The organism is Rhizobium sp. 05L429, assembly GCF_056397645.1.
Window position 1 is genome coordinate 38,815 of the sequence record NZ_JBFTNV010000046.1, and the last position, 16,319, is coordinate 55,133.

The window sequence follows — 16,319 nt, forward strand, 5'->3', positions numbered from 1 at the left end:
TTAGTTTTTGATGCCGCTCATCGTGATGCCTTCGATCACGAATTTCTGGGCAAGGAGAAAGAGGAGAACGACGGGCAGGATCGACATGCTCATGGCCGCCATCACCACCGAGAGATTGCCGGAGGCCATGTAGCCGCGCAGCACGTCCATCGCGACCGGCAACGTCAGCGATTCATTCGAGCTCAAGAGCACCTTGGCCTGGAAATAATAGTTCCAGGTCTGGGTGAAGGTGATGATGCCGAGCGCCGAAAGCGCCGGGCGAAGCTGCGGCAGCGATATCCGCCAGAAGATCTTGACATAACCCGCACCATCCATCAGTGCCGCTTCCTCAAGCGCCTTCGGCTGGCTGAGCATGAATTGCCGCACCAGGAAGATGCCGAAACTGGAGGTGAGATACATGAGCGCCAGCCCGATCGGCCGGTCGAGCAAGCCAAGCCGCGCATAGCCGAGATAGATTGGCAGGATCGTCACCTGAGCTGGAAACATCAGGCCGATAAGCAGGATAAAGAACAATGTATCGCGTCCGCGGAAGTTCAGCCTCGCGAAGGCGAAGGCAGCAAGCGTGCAGGTCACCATCTGGCCGACGGTGACGATGACGGCGATCATGACCGAGTTGAAGTAGATCTCCAGGAACGGCACGCGCGAGGCCAGCACCTGCCGGTAGTTGGTGAGATCGAAATTCGGCGGCAGGAAGCTTGGCGGTAGCTTGTAGGCATCCGAAACCGGGCGGAACGACATCGAAAACAGCCATAGGAAGGGCAGCAGCATGCCGATCGCCATCGCCACCATGGTGGCGATGATCGCCCAGTCGATCCAGCGCCGGGCAGCGCGCGTCTGCATCATATTGTTCATTGCTGCACCCATTTGCGCGAGAGGATCTGCTGGATGGCAGTGATGACGAGGATGATCACGGTCATGACGACGGAGATCGAGGCGGCATAGCCGATCTGGAAACTGCCGAAGCCCTCCTCGACGATCTGGATCGACAGCGAGCGCGTGGCGTCACCCGGCCCGCCCTGTGTCAGGATGACGATCGATTCGAACACCTGCAGCGCGCCGATCGAGGCGTAGACGATGCAGAAGAAGACGACCGGCGAGATATAGGGCAGCGTGATGCGGAAGAACTGGCGCCATGCGGGCGTTCCGTCCATCACCGCTGCCTCCAGAATGCTCTTCGGCACGCCCTGGAGGGCAGCGATGAAGATGATCATGAAGAAGCCGGTATTCTTCCAGACGTCCATGATGATGATCGAGGTCATCGCCTGGCCGGCATCGGTCAGCCATCGCACACCCGGAAGGCCGATCAGCCGCAGGTAATAATTGATGACGCCGAGATCATCGCCATAGAAGTAGGTCCAGACGATCGAGACGAAAGCGGCGGCGATGATGACAGGCAGGAAGAAGGCGAGCCGGAAGAAATAGAGCAGCCAGCCCGGCATGGCGCGGTTCAGCGCCAGCGCCAGTAAAAGCCCGATCGAAACGTTGAAAGTGACGGCAAAGAGAGCGAAACGCAGTGTGTTCCAGAGAATCTGAAGCGAGCGCTGGTCGGTAAAGAAGCGGATGAAATTGTCGAAACCGACCCATTGCGAACCGAGCATCGGATCGTAGTAGGCGAAGGCGAGGATCGTCGTGACGATCACAGGCGCGATCACGAAGGTCAGGTAAAGCACCGTTGCCGGCAGCACGAAGAGATAGCCGGTTGTTGCCTGTGCGCGGCTGAGCTGCGATGGCTGGCGTCTTTGAATGGTCGAGGTCATGGCATCTGGCTCGAATAGACGGACATGGTTTGTCAGCCGTCGCACGCGGGATGGCAGATGCCTTTGATGGCAACATGCCACCCGGCCGCGACGGCGGGAGGGCTATCGTGAGAACCCTGGATCGATCAGCCGCCCATGCGCTTCTTCAGCCGCTGGAAGGAGGCGTTGAGCTCGGCATCTGCCTGCTTCACGCCGTCGGCGATCGAGACCTCGCCTGCCATCATCGCGGTGTAGTAGCGGATGAAGATCTTCTCGACCTCCTGGAAATTGGCGGGGGACGGCACAGCCTTGGTGTTTGGCAGCGTCTGGTAATAGAGCGCGGCACTTGGCGGGAAGCTCAGGAAACCTGGCGTCTCGGCGGCCGACTTGCGGCCGGGGACCCCGCCACCCTTTTCGCCCTCCTCCTTCTGCGTTTCCTCGCTCGTCAGTTCGAGGATCAGCGCCTTGGCAAGGTCAGGCTCCTTGCTTGTCTTGGCGACAGCGTAGCCGCCGAAGCCGATCACGGTCGTGTCCGTCTCCTTGCTCGGAGGAACGGCGACATCCATGTTGAGCTTGTTGTTCTTGGCGCTCTGGACGATCCAGTGGCCGCGGCTGATCATCGCCACCTGGCCGGCCATGAACTGGTTGTCCATCATATCCTTGCCGGGGATCGGCGAGACGCCGTCGACATGGATGAGGTCATGGAGGAATTGCAGGCTTTCGGCGACCTTGGGGTCGAGCATGTTGGATGCCGTCCACTCGTCGTTGATGGCGCCGGTGCCATTCGAGAAGAACCATGGCTGGACGAAGAAGTTCTGGTTCGGCACCTCATAACCGAACTGGGTGACATTGCCCGACGCATCCTTGACCGTCAGCTTCTTGGCGACATCGCGGAATTCGTCCCAGGTCCATTTGCCGTCCTTCGGATAGGCAATCCCGGCCTTGTCGAACAGATCCCTGTTGTAGTTGATCATGATGTTGTTCCAGCCGATCGGGATATAGTTGATATCCCCCTTGTAGCTCGACTGCTTGAAGAGGCTCGGAGCGAAGTCCGAAAAGCCGGGATTGGCGGCGACAAAATCGTTGAGCGGCAGGAAGAGAGAGCGCGACGAGAAACTCTGGAAGGTCTCGATCGCCGTGCCATAGACATCGGCCTGCTGGCCGGAGTTGAATTGGCTGAAGACCTTGGTGACATAGTCGCCCCAGCCCGTCGAAATCGGATCGACGGAAAGCTCGACCTTGACGTTGGGATACTTCTTGTTGAAACGCGCAATGGCGTTGGTCATGGCGGATAGCTCGGCCTCACCGCCGAAGCCCTGCATCTTCAAGGTCGCCGTGACATCGGATTGCGCAAAGGCGCGGCCGAGACTTGCGCCGACGGCAAGAGCGGCAGACGAAATCAGCAGCGAACGCCGCGATAACTCATGCATGTGATCCTCCCTTTGCGCCTCCTCCGGCGCGTTCCCAATTGTCCCGGCCTCCACCGGTCGAAACGTTTCGTATTCTTCCGCTGAAAAATCGCGGACCCAGATCCCTCCCGGTCCCGCGAGCTGTCATTTGCCTAGTCGAAACGTTTCGTATAAGAGCATCAGAACGGCCCGATGGCAAGAGGGTCCGAGAAAAAGCTCGGGAGGATGGGATGGCCACCATCAAGGATGTGGCGAAACGGGCGGGTGTCGCCATATCGACGGCATCGGCCGCGCTCAACCGGTCAGCCCCTGTGAGCGACGAGGTGATCGCCAAGGTCGAGGCGGCCGTTCGCGACATCGGTTATATCCCACATGCCGGCGCACGCAGCCTGCGCATGGGCCAGTCGCGGCTCATCGGCCTGATCCTGCCCGATATCACCAATCCGCATTTCGCCAAGGTCGCCAAGGTTGTCGAGTCCGCTTGCCTCAATGCCGGTTACATGGCAGCGGTCTATTCGACGAGCGAGGATCATGACCGCGAGCAGCAGATCCTGACCATGATGCGCATGCAACGCGTCGAAGGGCTCATCATCATTCCGACGCGCTCGGATGCCGAGCATGGCGCCCGCATGGTCGACAAGATCCATGTGCCGACGATCCTCCTCGACAGCTTCATCGAAGGCTTGCCCTATGACGTGATCAAGCTTGACAATATCGCCGCAGGCCGCATMGCCACGGAACATCTGATCGGCCTTGGTCACAGACGGATCGCCGTTACCGCCGGACGCAACAACATCGTCACAGGGGAAGATCGTCTTGCCGGCTACATGCAGGCCCATGCCGCCCACGGCCTGCCGGTCGATCCCGGTCTGTTGCTTCAGGGGCGTTTCGACCAGGCGCTGGCGCATGACAGCACAAGCAGGCGCATGCGCGAGCCGAATCCGCCGACGGCGATTTTCGCGCTGTCGAACATGATGACGCTCGGTGTCCTTAACGCGCTGCACGAAATGGGTTTCAGAGTGCCTGATGACGTCTCGGTCATCGGGATAGACGATTTCGATTTTGCAAATATCATGAACCCACCGCCGACAGTCGTTGCGGCCCCGGTGCTCGAGATGGCCCAAAAGGCGATCTCCACACTTCTCAGCGAGATCTCCGACAAAACGCCGCCAAGTGCTGCGCGGACAATCTTTTCCCCAAACCTGATCCTTCGAAAATCCTGCACGGCACCCGCAGCCGAGCGGGCCGACGCATGAGCTGAGAAGCAACAGCCGATTGGCATCGGCGCGACGTCGCATACGATTGCGCCGCTTCATAAAAGCATCATGCGCATTTGCAATGAGAAACATCGAACTGCCCGCCATCCTCACTCATCACATGGATTATCTTCATGAAATTGTCCTCGGCCGCCGCGCGCCTGTCACCAACCGCCTCGCCCCGCCTCCTCGTACTCGCCGAAACAGCCCTCAAAGCAGGAGAAACGGCCCGCAATGCGCTCAGACGACGCACSGCCGCCGAGATGGTCCACAAGGCGCCGCGCGACTACCAGACGGAAATCGATGTCGCAGTCGAGCGGATCATCGTCGATGAGATGATGAGCGCATTCCCGACCTATGCGATCAAGGGCGAGGAAGAGGTCGGCAACCGCCAGGGTGGCACGGATGCGCCGGTCATCTATATCGACCCGATCGACGGCACGACCAATTTCGCCTGGGGCATCCCGCATTTCGGCATGACGATCTCGATCGCCGAGGCCGACCGCATCGTCGCCGGCGTCGTCTATGACGCCATGCAGGACGAACTCTTCAGTGCGGAGGCCGGCGGCGGAGCCTGGCTGAACGGCGAACTCATCCATTGCGCCGAGGTCGCCGATATCCAGAACGTGCTCGTGGGCGCCGGTCTGCCGATCCCCGGTCAGGTCAAGGCGGTCTCGGAAGAGCTTTATTTCAATACGATCCGGCGCCTCATGGCCAATACAGCCGGCGTGCGTCGTCTCGGTTCGGCAGCGCTTTCAATCGCCTATGTCGCCTGTGGCCGGTTGGATGGCTTTTTCGAGGACGGCCTGTCAGTCCATGACTTCGGTGCCTCGGCGCTGATGGTCGAGGAAGCGGGCGGCATCGTCACGCGCTTTTCTGGTGCTGCCATCAGCGGCAAAGGCGATATCCTCGCGGCAAGCAAGGCACTTTATCCCTGGCTACAGGAAGGCTTTCAGCCGAAGGCCTGAGGCATTCAGGCCGTAAAGAGCGGTTGCACGGATGCAGCCGCTTCGGCAGATGCTGACTGATGGATCAGGGCATTATCGCGGAAGGCGAAGAAGCCGGAGCAGCTGGGAGCAACGACCATCCCTGCCCTGATCATATCGGTCGGCGCAACCATTGCCTTCAGCCTGATGCCATCGGCAAGGTCGATATCGACGATCTTGTGCATGCCGAAATCGGTAACGCGATGGACGATCGCATCTGCCGGCCGGCTGGCGGGACGCACCGTCAAGGCTTCCGGACGCATTGCGAGCGTCACTGGACCATCCGCAACGGGAACGGAAAAGCTAAAAAGCGGGTGCGTACAGACGCCGTTGCGGATCTCGCTCTCAACGAAATTCATCGAGCCGATGAAGCCGGCGACGAAAGCCGTCCGCGGCTCGCGATAGATGACGCTCGGCGGCGCGACCTGCTCCGTGCGGCCGTCGCGCATGACGACGATGCGGTCGGCAAGCGCCAGGGCTTCATCCTGACCGTGKGTGACGAACAATGTCGTGATACCAAGCCGCTGCTGGATGTCGCGCACTTCCTCCCGCAGTCGCTCGCGCAGATGCTGGTCGAGACTGGCGAAAGGCTCGTCGAGCAGCAGGATCTTCGGCTCGAGGACGAGCGAGCGGGCAAGTGCGACACGCTGCTGCTGCCCCCCGGAAAGCTGCGTCACTGCACGGCGCCCGTAATCGGCAAGGCCGACGAGGGCAAGGGCGTCCTCGACGCGCTGGCGGATTTCGGCCTTCGGCAGGCGCCGCAGCTTAAGGCCAAAGGCGATGTTGTTGAAGACATCCATATGGGTCCAGAGAGCATGACTCTGGAACACCATGCCGGTCGGGCGCCGCTCCGGCGGCAGGTTCGTCACATCCCTGGCGTCGATACGAATGCTGCCTTCGCTCGGCCGCTCGAAGCCGCCGATCATGCGAAGCAAGGTCGATTTGCCGGAACCCGATGGGCCGAGCAGGCAGACGAGTTCGCCGTCACCGACCTCGAGCGAGAAGTCTCGGACGGCAAAGGTGTGGCCGAAACTCTTCGAAACGCCTTCAATCACCAGATGCGCCATTCTTGAAACCCTTTCTGTCGGCGCTCAGGCGCCGAAGCCTCGCGCGAAGGCGCCGGTGCCGACGACGCGGCGCGCGAACATCAATGCCGCAAAGGACGGCACCCACAGCATGACGGAGAGGACCGCGCCATATTGCACGACGATCTGGTTGTTGATGAAGCTGATCATCAGCACCGGCATGGTGCGGATCTCCGGCGCTCCGATCAGCCATGCGCCCTCCGTCTCATAGAAAGTACCGACGAAGGTCAGGAGCAGGGCCGCGGATATGGTCGGCGCGGCCTGCGGCAAGGTGATCGACCAGAAGACGCGAAGCGGCGTTGCGCCGGCATCGCGTGCAGCCTCCTCCATGMGTCGATCGACATTCTGGAAGGCGGCTACCGGGATCCAGATCATCAACATCAGTGTGCCGACGAGTTGGATCAGGACCACGCCCCAGAAGGTACTGATCAACCCCATCTGCAGGAAGATGCCGGCGATCGCCACCAGCAGGCCGAATTTCGGAAAGGCATGCGAGGCGAGAAACGAGAGGAACAGGATATTGCGCCCGGGAAAGCGCATTCTTGCGAAGGCGTAGGCTGCCGGAAGGCAGATGATCGCCGAAAGCACCGTCACGGTCGCAGTCAGGCGCAGGCTGAGGAACAACGCATCCCAGACATCCTTGCGGGCCAGCGTCTGCGACCAGAAACGCAGGCCGAACTGTTGGGGAATGACCGAAGGATAGCGCCAGATTTCAGTGAAGGCCCAAGTGGCGACGACCAGCAGCGGCAACGCGATGAACAGCGTCAGCAGCAGCGAAAGAGCGAGGCCCGTCCAATCGAATTTCAAGGCAGTCGACTGGCGCATCATCGGCCCTCGCGATTGCGGGCGATCGACCAGACGTAGAAGGCGCCGAAGAGAAGGCAGAAGCCGAAGGTGATGACCGCCTGCGTCAGCGCACCCAGCGGATCGTTCATGTCGGCAAAGGTGCGCTGCATGAAAGGCCCCATCATCTCCGGTGAGGCTGGACCGAGGACATAGGGCAGCGTAAAGGCCGAAAATATGCCGAGAACGGCGAAGGAAGTGGCCACCAGAAGCGAATTTCCCATGCGCGGCAGAATGATCGAGATGAAGACCCTGAAAGGCGTTGCGCCGACATCGCGGGCCGCCTCGATGGAGCTGTTGGAAACAGACGTAAGGCCGGCCGTCAGCATCAGCACGGTCAAAGGCAGATTGTCCCACACGAGACCAATGACCGGTCCCCAGGGGGTCAGATAAGGGCTCGGCAGCTTCGGCAGGCCGATGGCATTGAGCAGGATGTCGACCGTCCCGTTCGGCCCGATCGTGCGGATCAGGGCGTAGGACAGGATGATCGAGGGCACGAACATCGGAAAGATCGCCATGCCCTGAACATAGGCGGCCAGGCGCCCGTCGGAAAAGCGCAGGTAAAGCGCAATCGGAAGTCCGATCGCAAGCAGCAGCAGGCCGCACACCAAGGTCGTCCAGAGCGTCAGCCAGAGATTGTTCAGGCTGTAACCATCGGTGAAGAAGAAATGGTAGGAGGCGAGTGAAAACTCGGTCGTCCCGTCCGGCTGGCGGATGAAGACGGTGGTAGCGACTGCCGAGAGGATTGGAAAGATAATCAGCCAACCGACCAGAAAGACCGGCATGCCGACCAGGAGGAGCCCGTAAAGGCTCCCCCTGCCGAGAGGCTGAGCGCGGCGCGCGACCGCAGGCTGCAAGGCATCCATTGCCATCAGGTGCGGCTGATTCCGGGAGCGACGTTGCGGTACCAGCCGTCGTTGATCGCCTTTTCCCAATCGCCGCCCGGGAAGGTCGGGATGGTCGCCGGGATGACGTCGGCATATTTCTTGCGCAGGTCTTCGGAAATGTGATCCCAGGAAACGCCCGGGAAACCGCCGATCTCGGTAATAATGGCTTCCTGCATCTCGCTCGTCAGCATGAAAGCCGCGAGCTTGAGGGCGGCGTCCTTGTTGGCGCCGTTCGTGAAGATCGTCATGGCCGAGAAGCCGCCGCAGAGCGCAAGGTCGGAGAGCTGCACGAGACCGGTCGTCTCGGGCAGGACGCCCTGCGAGATCGCCTGCAGGACCTGGTCGGACCAGACGGGAGCCATGGTGACGACGCCCTGAGCGAGCAGCTGGATCGACTGCGTGTTGCCGGCGGTATAGGCGCCCTTCTGATAGAGCGACGGCGCGAGATCGTTGAGGATCTGCCATGCCGGTGTCAGCGTCTGGCTGGCATAGTCGGCAGCAAAATTGTCGATCTTGAACTTCTTCGGATCGCGGCCGTTGGCTTCATGGATGGCGCGGCGGACGAAATTGCCGCCCGAGCCACCCTTGTCCGGACGGTTGTAGATGAACTGGCCGGGATTGGCCTTGATCCAGGCGGTCAGTTGTTCCCAGGTCTTCGGCGCATCCTTCGGATCGAGCTTGGTCTTGTCATAGGCAAGCAGAACCTGCGAGCCGCGATAGGGCAGCCCGTAGGGCGTGTCGAAAGCGAGAGGATTGACACGGTCGAAGCCCTGGACATTCTCGGCGGAGAATTTCACCCAGAGACCGGCATCGATGCCGCCGGCCGGGAGGCGCGGATCGAACTGTTCGAAGAGGTCGGCCTGCGGATCGGTCTTGGTCTGCAATGCCGCAAGCGCGCGGTCGGCGATGGCGCGAAGGCCGTTATTGTCGCCGGCATCGGTGATCTTGAGCGCCGCTTCCGGATGAGCCTTTTCGAAAGCCGGACGGATGATGTTATTCCAGAGGTCGACGATATTGGAATCCGAGCCGCTGTAGAGGTCAATCGTGCCTGCGGCGGCCGAGGCGAAGCGCGGAAGGGCCAGAAGGCCCGCAGCCGCCGACGATGTGATCAGAAATTCGCGCCTATTCATATCCTGTCTCCCTTCGCTGTCGAGGCCAACGCCCCTGATGAGTTCAGAGACTTGCTAGTCCTGGCGCGTAACATCGGAATGACAGAAGGGAGGAAAATGCACACGTGTGCCAAGCCCAGCAGACAGGTCTCTCCGTCCACCGAATGGCAGGCTAAAGCCCGACTGCGTGAAGCTGTAGAACCGCAAGACCGTCATGCGCAATTTGTCGTGGCGGCGACGCCTTGTCAGATTGCGGTGGCCCTCGAATGAGGACCACCTATTTCGATGTCGTCAGCGTACGGATTTGAAAGCCGCTCTCACTTCCTCGGCGAAGATCTGCGGCTGCTCCCAGGCGGCAAAGTGCCCGCCCTTTTCGACCTGATGATAGTAGGTCAGCGAGGGATAGGCCTGCTTGGCCCAGCTTTCAGGCGCGCGATAGATCTCCTTCGGAAATACCGTGATGCCGACCGGGACTTTGATGTCTTTCGTCTTCTGCGCCTCGGCACTGAAGTTGTTGTTGTTATTTTCCCAGTAGAACCGCGACGACGATGCGCCGGTGTTCGTCAACCAATAGAGGGTGATATCGTTCAGCATCTCGTCCTTGGAGAAGACCCGTTCAGGAACGCCGCCACTGTCACTCCATTGAGCGAACTTCTCGTAGATCCAGGACGCCAGGCCAGACGGCGAGTCGGCGAGCGAGTAACCGATTGTCTGCGGCCGGGTCACCATCATGGCGCCATAGGCAGCGTTCCGTCCGAAGAAGGTGCTCAAAGAGTTATAGGCTTCTCGCTCCGGTGGCGACAGTTCTGCAGGGGCCGCGTCTCCGCTGTTGATGGCCTTCATGAGCTCGCCTGGAACCGTCGCAKGCATATTGAGATGAATTGCCAGCAAGCCCTTCGGCGCCTGGCGCGCCAACGCGTCGGAAATCACCGAACCATGATCCCCGCCTTGGGAAACATAGTGGTCATAACCGAGCCGCTTCATCAGGACGTCCCAAGCGCGGGCGACCCGGTCCGGACCCCAGCCCTGATCGACTGGACGTCCGGAAAATCCGTAGCCCGGTATCGAGGGGATGACGACGTCGAACGCATCTTCTGGCCGGCCACCATACGCGGTCGGGTCGGTGAGAGGTCCGATTGTCTTGATGAATTCAAACATCGATCCGGGCCAACCATGGGTCAGAACGATGGGCAGAGCGTTGGGGTGGCGTGAACGGACATGGATGAACTGGATGTCGACACCGTCGATCGTCGTGACGAACTCCGGCAGCGCATTCAGTTCCGCCTCAGCCCTGCGCCAGTCGTACTGGGTACCCCAATAGCGAACCAGCTCCTGGACCTGTGATAGCTGGATACCCTGGGAGGTGTCGTCGACCGTCTCCTTGTCCGGCCATCGGGTGTCAGCGATGCGTTTGCGCAGGTCGTCGAGTTGCGACTGCGGAACGTGGATCTGGAATGGGCGGACGCTTTCGTCTGTGCTCGTCGCCTTCGCGCCAACACTCGACGTAAGATCGGCTGCATAGGCCGGCAAAACATAGGCTGCCGGAACAAGCAGCAGAGAACCAAATGCTATGGCGATTGCTCGATCCGCGATGCGACGCCGATCTGTAACATTGTCGGTCTTTGTCATGAAACACTCTCCTTCGATTTCTGCCGCAGTCGCGGCGCCCGTTAACGAAGAGCGGTTTCAAGGATTGACGTGTCCGGCATATTTCGAAAATCGAACGAAGTGTATCAGCGTGTAGGGGTGACGCGCCGGGACGCAAAATTGGCAGATTGCCGATGGTTCTCTCCGGGCATATTCTGCCGGAGTTCCGCGGTCGGCTGCATCTGGCGGGAGCGCCTCCGGCATCCCACCAAACAGCGAAAGCACGGCGGCTTGTCGTCACGAAGATTCTGGCCGCAAAAGCAGGTTGGAGATCCCTTTGGAAGATCGAACAATTCGAAAGAGATTGGAGCGCCATTGGGAGGCGTCTGACGCAAACGATTTCGACGTCGAACATGAAATCTATCACGAGGATGCCTTGCTGGATTATCCGCAATCTGGAGAGCGGATTCACGGCCGACGCAACATTCAAGAAAGCCGGTTCGTCCAGCCAAATAAAAAGCGGTTTACAGTCCGGCGAAGTGTCGGCAGCGGAGATCTCTGGGTCACCGAATTCACACTCACTTATGACGGTAAGCCCTCTTATGCCGTCAGCATCATGGAATTCCGCGACGGTTTGGTGGTCCGTGAGACGCAATATTTCTCAGATAGCTTCGAGCCATCATCCTCGCGGGCACATCTTATAGAGCGGATGACGAAATAGACCTAACCCGGACAGGACAATGTGCATCAACTGTCGACGTAAGCATTGGCGTGTCGTTGGGGCCGGGAAAGTGGCTGTGTTCGTCCAGTAGCTGAGTGTGCGGAAAGCGCGACCCGGATTTGTGGCGCGCGCTTCCCTAGCGCTTTCAAGGCAAGCCTGTCATTTCAACGGAACCGATCAGGGATAGGCTGTCGATCCATCCGGCTTGCGGGTGATTTTCCGCTCCCAATGAATGTAGTCTTCGGTCTGCAATGCCTTTTCATCGATTTCCAGACCCCAACCCGGACGGTCCGGCCGCAATTCCATATGGCCATCGACCGGCATATACGGATCGGCCGCCCATGGCGCGTGGACATGGGGCTTGAACTCCAGGACCTTGAAGTTCGGCTGCGCGGCGCAGAAGTGAATGTTGACCGCGGTCGCGAGCGGCCCCATCGGGTTATGCGGCGCGACGGTTACATAGTGGGCCTCAGCGATCGTTGCGATCCTGCGCATTTCCGTTACACCACCAACGACGCATATGTCGGGCTGGATGATGTCGGCGCCACGGGCCGACAACAGGGAAAGGAACTCGAAGCGATTGTAGAGCGATTCCCCCGTGGCCAGCGGGACGGAAACCTTCGACTTCAGTTCGGCCCATGCCGGAATGTGTTCCGGCCGGATCGGCTCTTCGTAGAAGAGCGGATCGTTTGGCGCGATCGCTGCCGCAAGCTGAACAGCTTGATAGGGCTCGAAGATCTTCGCATGGGCATCGAATGCGAATTCGAAATGCGACGGCGTGATCTCGCGTATCCTGGCGAACCAGTCTCCGGTTTCCTTTACAAGCTCGCCCCAGCGGCCGGCATGCAGGTCGCGGCGGAAGGGGCTGAGCTTGAAAGCCGTGTAGCCGTATTTCTCGTTCAGTTCCAGGGTCTGGTCCTGCGCCGTCTGCGGGTCGGGGGCAGTATAGACGCCGCAATAGACCCGCACCCGATCGCGGACGTTGCCGCCAAGCAGCATATAGACCGGAAGGTCTGCGGCCTTGCCGGCGATATCCCAGAGCGCGTGATCGATCGCCGAAATGGCCGCAAGTCCGAGGGCGCCCGGCGGAAAGCGGCATTGCTGATTGAGTTTCAGCACAAGGAATTCCACTCGGCGGGGGTCCTCCCCTTCGATCTGGTGGAAGAGATAGTCGAAAAGCGGCGGGAGCGCCCAGTCTGGGCCGTGATTATAGCACTCGCCCCAACCGGAAATGCCTTCACTCGTCTCAATTTTCAGAAGCAGCCGCGGCCGGTCGTCGACGCGCTGCATGTAGGTCTTGAAGCCGGTAATATGCATGACGTTCTTTCTCAGGCGGCGCGGTTCTTGCCGCTCACATTGTCAACGATTGCGCGCAGTTCGGCGCGTTCCGCGTCCGTCAGGCTTTCGACGCCGGGAAGGCGAACAGGGCCGACATCGGTACCGAGCATGCCAAGCGCCTCCTTGACGACGGTGACATTGGCGCCGTTCAGATATTTGGTGCGCAGCACTTCGAAACCGGCGATATCGTCGATCAAGGCACGCGCAGCGGCGTAGTCGCCGGCTTCCAGTGCCTGATGAATGGCATGCGAGCGCTCAGGGAAAACGTTGACGAGCCCAGAGGTAAAGCCGCGAGCACCCATGGCGTAGAAGGCCGGTGCCCAGCCTTCTGCCAGACCGCAAACCCAAATCGCCGGCGCATCCTTCGTCGAACGGATGACTTCAGCGAGCAACATCAGGTTTCCGGAGGCAAACTTGATGCCGGCAATATTGGGATGCAGGGCAAGCTTGCGGAAATCGGCGACTGAGAAAGTGTMGCTGCGGACATAGGCAATGACCGGAACAGTGGATGTCTCTGCGAGCTCCAGGAAATATTTCGCCTGATAGCTCGGGCCGGCAAAGGGGTCCATCGGGTGATGGCCCATGATCGCGTCGGCGCCCTCGGCAATTGCGTAACGGGCCAGAGCTTTGGCGTCCGTCAGCGAGCGACCAACAGCGGCACTGATAAGAGCCTTGCCATCCGCTGCCTTGATCGTGGCAGCATGGACCATCTTTACTTCATCCATCGTCAACGTGAAGAATTCGCCGGTATTGCCGGCGGCCATCAGATTGTGAACCCGGGCGGAGGCGAGGCGCGCGATCAATGCGGAAAGCTTGCCGAGGTCGATGCTGCCATCCGTCTTGTAGGGGGTCACAGGCACCCCGGAGATACCCGTTAAGGCCTTGCGAATCTTGTCCATTGCCACGGTCACGTCAAATGTCCTCTTTCTTCCTGAATACGATGGTGAGGTAGGTTTCGCCGGAGCGGACGACGTGATCGCGCATCACCCGCTCAGCCTTGTCGCTGTCGTTCGAAACGATCKCAGCGGCAATGGCAGAGTGTTCGGCCAGCGCCTTGTCGCGCTCCTTGTTGTCGGAATGAATGATGCGCCGAATGCTCGCATCGTAGAATTGCTGACGCTCGATCATGCGCGACAGGTATTGGCAGCGCGAGGCGATGTGGATCTGCTCGTGAAAGGTCTCGTTCAAGGCAATGAGATCGTCTGCCGCGCCATCGGCCGTGGCCGCTTTCATCAATGCGACCGTATCCCTGAGCTTCGCAGCTTCTTCCTCGGTGATCCGCTTGGCGGCGAGATGCGCGATCATCGATTCCAGTGCGGCGCGCGCCAGGATCATTTCCTCCGCCCATCCGGCGTTGAACCGGATCAGCACTCCGCGGCGCGGCAGTGTTTCAACCAGTCCTTCGGTCTCGAGCTGCCGGAGCGCCTCTTTGATCGGAGTAGTGGAAACACCGAGCTGCTCGGCGAGCTGGCGTTCGTTCACACGTTCGTCGGCACGAAAGCGGCCGGATAGGATCGCCGCCCTGAGCGTCTTGTGAACGTGATCACGAAGGGTCGTCAGGAACCGCGGGTCGATCTTCTCTATACGGTCGTCGCCCGCTGCGCCCTCCACCTTATTTTCCATAAGCCGAAAATTCCCCCGTTGACGACAAAACCGTTTTGTGAGATCTGATATACCAGATTTCAGATCGATGTCGATATCAAAATTCGCTCTGATGTGATTGCAGAGATACCCGGGAGGAAGAAAATGAAGATCCAAAGACGCGGACTGTTGATCTCGTCGGCGCTTGTTGCCGCGAGCCTGATGATGCCGTTGGCAGCAGCTGCAGCCACCCCAAAGGACCAGCTGGTCATTGCAACGAATATGTCATCGATGCGTGGCCTCGATCCGAACGAAATCAATCAGTTGGAAGCTGCTGAAATAGTCGCGAACCTTTATGAGCGGCTGATCGTGCTGCCGGCTGACGATATTACCAAGCCGGCTCCGGGTGTCGCCGAGAGCTGGAGCGTCTCGCCCGACGGCAAGACCTTCACCTTCAAAATCCGCTCCGGCATTACCTTCCATTCCGGCAATCCGCTGACGGCGAAGGATGTCGAGTGGTCGCTGCGCCGCCTCGTCAAGCTTGGGCTTGCACCATCCGTAGACCTTCGCCAGTGGGGCTTTACCGACAAGAATGTCGACGATCTGATCAAGGCGAGCGACGACACCACCGTGGTCCTCCAGACGCCCGAACTCTGGAACCCCAACCTGATCCTCTATTCGCTGGCGAGCTTCTCGACCTCTATCCTGGACAGCAAGTTCCTCGCCGAGCATGAAAAGAGCGGCGATTTGGGGCGCGAGTTCCTGCAGGCCAACGACGCGGGCTCCGGGCCCTATGCGCTGCGCACCTGGCGCGTCAACGACCTGTTGATCGCAGATGCCAACAAGGACTACTGGCAGGGTGCCCCGAAGATGCGCCGCGTCGTTCTGCGCCATATGCCGGAATCCTCCGGCCAGCGCCTGCAGCTTGAGGCAGGTGACGTCGATGTTGCGACCCGTCTGTCCTCCACCGATCTTGCAGCCGTCGAAACGGGCGGCAAGGCCGACATCCAGAAGACGCCTGGCTTCGGCTTCTATTACCTTGCTTTGAACCAGAAGGACGAGATCCTCTCCAATCCCAAGGTTCGCGAAGCCTTCCGCTATCTCATCGATTATGACGGCCTCGCCAACACCGTCATGAAATATTACGGCATCAGGCAGCAGACCATCATTCCGGCCGGCCTGCCGGGTGCGAGCGACGTCAATCCCTACAAGCTCGACATCGAAAAGGCCAAGCAACTGCTGACTGAAGCCGGCTATCCGAATGGTTTCTCGAAGGTCTATTACGCAACGCCAGTCACCCCGGAATATGAGGTTGCACAATCCCTGCAGGCCAACGCCGCCAAGGCTGGCATCAAGCTCGATCTTCAKGGGGGCGACCATATCGGCAAGTTCCGCACGCGCGAATTCGAAATCTTCTCGGCGCGATCCGGCGAACGCCTGCCGGATCCGCACGCGGTCCTCCAGTCTTATGCGACCAATGCGAATAATTCCGACGATGCCAAGCTGACGGGCCTGAACGCCTGGCGCACTGCCTGGGATGTGCCGAAGGACATCCAGGACATGGTAATTGCGGCCGCCCACGAGACCGATCAGCAGAAGCGTACCGATCTCTATGCGAAGATCAACAAGGCCTACCTCGAATCGTCCCCGCCGCTGATCACCTCCTTCCTGCGCACCGATGCAAAGGCGGTTCGCAAGGAAGTGAAAGGCTACACCGGCCATTCGACATGGCTGACGCGCTGGGACACGGTCTCCAAGGGCAAATGACCTCCTCCAAGGGA

At 59.9% G+C, this 16,319-nt stretch carries 15 protein-coding genes; 4 read left to right on the top strand and 11 right to left on the bottom strand.

Annotated features, from left to right (window positions below; all coding sequences use genetic code 11):
• The 3 genes from AC1DNW_RS32675 to AC1DNW_RS32685 all read right to left on the bottom strand — a co-directional run bounded on the left by AC1DNW_RS32675 (nucleotide 1) and on the right by AC1DNW_RS32685 (nucleotide 3,166).
• Nucleotides 1-852 (bottom strand): carbohydrate ABC transporter permease, encoded by an 852-nt coding sequence (locus AC1DNW_RS32675; RefSeq protein ID WP_113335656.1) that lies wholly within the window; start codon nucleotides 850-852, stop codon nucleotides 1-3.
• Complete coding sequence (locus AC1DNW_RS32680; protein ID WP_113335655.1) at nucleotides 849-1,757, bottom strand: carbohydrate ABC transporter permease; 909 nt, start codon at nucleotides 1,755-1,757, stop codon at nucleotides 849-851. The genes AC1DNW_RS32675 and AC1DNW_RS32680 overlap by 4 nt, the downstream gene beginning before the upstream one ends.
• 125 nt (nucleotides 1,758-1,882) lie before the next feature.
• Complete coding sequence (locus AC1DNW_RS32685; RefSeq protein ID WP_113335654.1) at nucleotides 1,883-3,166, bottom strand: ABC transporter substrate-binding protein; 1,284 nt, start codon at nucleotides 3,164-3,166, stop codon at nucleotides 1,883-1,885.
• Between the two features lie 209 nt (nucleotides 3,167-3,375).
• Between AC1DNW_RS32685 and AC1DNW_RS32690 the strand changes: the two genes are divergently transcribed.
• Together AC1DNW_RS32690 and AC1DNW_RS32695 are read left to right on the top strand one after the other, a co-directional pair.
• The gene (locus AC1DNW_RS32690; protein WP_477855472.1) at nucleotides 3,376-4,401 is read left to right on the top strand and encodes a LacI family DNA-binding transcriptional regulator; all 1,026 of its coding nucleotides are present in this window, start codon (nucleotides 3,376-3,378) and stop codon (nucleotides 4,399-4,401) included.
• Nucleotides 4,402-4,535: 134 nt separating this feature from the next.
• A complete protein-coding gene (locus AC1DNW_RS32695; protein WP_113312047.1) occupies nucleotides 4,536-5,369 on the top strand; it encodes an inositol monophosphatase family protein in 834 nt (277 codons plus the stop codon).
• 5 nt (nucleotides 5,370-5,374) lie between these two features.
• On the opposite strand, the gene AC1DNW_RS32700 is transcribed toward AC1DNW_RS32695, so the two are convergent.
• From AC1DNW_RS32700 to AC1DNW_RS32720, 5 genes are all read right to left on the bottom strand, one after another.
• Nucleotides 5,375-6,454, bottom strand: a complete 1,080-nt coding sequence (locus tag AC1DNW_RS32700; protein ID WP_113312048.1) for an ABC transporter ATP-binding protein — start codon at nucleotides 6,452-6,454, stop codon at nucleotides 5,375-5,377.
• A gap of 24 nt (nucleotides 6,455-6,478) precedes the next feature.
• On the bottom strand, nucleotides 6,479-7,300 hold the full coding sequence (locus tag AC1DNW_RS32705) for an ABC transporter permease (RefSeq protein ID WP_477855473.1): 822 nt from the start codon (nucleotides 7,298-7,300) through the stop codon (nucleotides 6,479-6,481).
• The gene (locus AC1DNW_RS32710) at nucleotides 7,297-8,187 is read right to left on the bottom strand and encodes an ABC transporter permease (RefSeq protein ID WP_477855474.1); all 891 of its coding nucleotides are present in this window, start codon (nucleotides 8,185-8,187) and stop codon (nucleotides 7,297-7,299) included. The genes AC1DNW_RS32705 and AC1DNW_RS32710 overlap by 4 nt, the downstream gene beginning before the upstream one ends.
• Complete coding sequence (locus AC1DNW_RS32715) at nucleotides 8,187-9,332, bottom strand: extracellular solute-binding protein (RefSeq protein WP_113335650.1); 1,146 nt, start codon at nucleotides 9,330-9,332, stop codon at nucleotides 8,187-8,189. The genes AC1DNW_RS32710 and AC1DNW_RS32715 overlap by 1 nt, the downstream gene beginning before the upstream one ends.
• Before the next feature lie 270 nt (nucleotides 9,333-9,602).
• Entirely contained in the window at nucleotides 9,603-10,940 is a 1,338-nt protein-coding gene (locus AC1DNW_RS32720) for an epoxide hydrolase family protein (RefSeq protein WP_477855475.1), read from the bottom strand.
• A gap of 295 nt (nucleotides 10,941-11,235) precedes the next feature.
• On the opposite strand from AC1DNW_RS32720, the gene AC1DNW_RS32725 reads away from it, so the two are divergent.
• Nucleotides 11,236-11,619, top strand: a complete 384-nt coding sequence (locus AC1DNW_RS32725; protein ID WP_113312052.1) for a nuclear transport factor 2 family protein — start codon at nucleotides 11,236-11,238, stop codon at nucleotides 11,617-11,619.
• A gap of 177 nt (nucleotides 11,620-11,796) precedes the next feature.
• Here the strand turns inward: AC1DNW_RS32725 and AC1DNW_RS32730 are convergent, their stop codons facing one another.
• From AC1DNW_RS32730 to AC1DNW_RS32740, 3 genes are read right to left on the bottom strand one after another with little or no spacing between them, the layout of a single operon-like run.
• Nucleotides 11,797-12,936 (bottom strand): mandelate racemase/muconate lactonizing enzyme family protein, encoded by a 1,140-nt coding sequence (locus AC1DNW_RS32730; protein WP_477855476.1) that lies wholly within the window; start codon nucleotides 12,934-12,936, stop codon nucleotides 11,797-11,799.
• 11 nt (nucleotides 12,937-12,947) lie between these two features.
• Complete coding sequence (locus AC1DNW_RS32735; RefSeq protein ID WP_477855491.1) at nucleotides 12,948-13,856, bottom strand: dihydrodipicolinate synthase family protein; 909 nt, start codon at nucleotides 13,854-13,856, stop codon at nucleotides 12,948-12,950.
• 13 nt (nucleotides 13,857-13,869) lie between these two features.
• Nucleotides 13,870-14,580, bottom strand: a complete 711-nt coding sequence (locus tag AC1DNW_RS32740; RefSeq protein ID WP_477855477.1) for a GntR family transcriptional regulator — start codon at nucleotides 14,578-14,580, stop codon at nucleotides 13,870-13,872.
• A gap of 123 nt (nucleotides 14,581-14,703) precedes the next feature.
• Here AC1DNW_RS32740 and AC1DNW_RS32745 point away from each other — a divergent pair, with 123 nt between their 5' ends.
• Nucleotides 14,704-16,305 carry an ABC transporter substrate-binding protein gene (locus AC1DNW_RS32745; protein WP_477855478.1) on the top strand — a complete coding sequence of 534 codons (1,602 nt, stop codon included), beginning with the start codon at nucleotides 14,704-14,706 and terminating at the stop codon, nucleotides 16,303-16,305.
• The last annotated feature ends 14 nt before the right edge of the window (nucleotides 16,306-16,319 follow it).

Bases quoted from the DNA above. Each gene is read 5' to 3' on its own strand.
- AC1DNW_RS32730 (WP_477855476.1), bottom strand. From the start codon at position 12,936: ATGCATATTACCGGCTTCAAGACCTACATGCAGCGCGTCGACGACCGG.
- AC1DNW_RS32715 (WP_113335650.1), bottom strand. From the start codon at position 9,332: ATGAATAGGCGCGAATTTCTGATCACATCGTCGGCGGCTGCGGGCCTT.
- AC1DNW_RS32710 (WP_477855474.1), bottom strand. From the start codon at position 8,187: ATGGCAATGGATGCCTTGCAGCCTGCGGTCGCGCGCCGCGCTCAGCCT.
- AC1DNW_RS32685 (WP_113335654.1), bottom strand. From the start codon at position 3,166: ATGCATGAGTTATCGCGGCGTTCGCTGCTGATTTCGTCTGCCGCTCTT.
- AC1DNW_RS32680 (WP_113335655.1), bottom strand. From the start codon at position 1,757: ATGACCTCGACCATTCAAAGACGCCAGCCATCGCAGCTCAGCCGCGCA.
- AC1DNW_RS32675 (WP_113335656.1), bottom strand. From the start codon at position 852: ATGAACAATATGATGCAGACGCGCGCTGCCCGGCGCTGGATCGACTGG.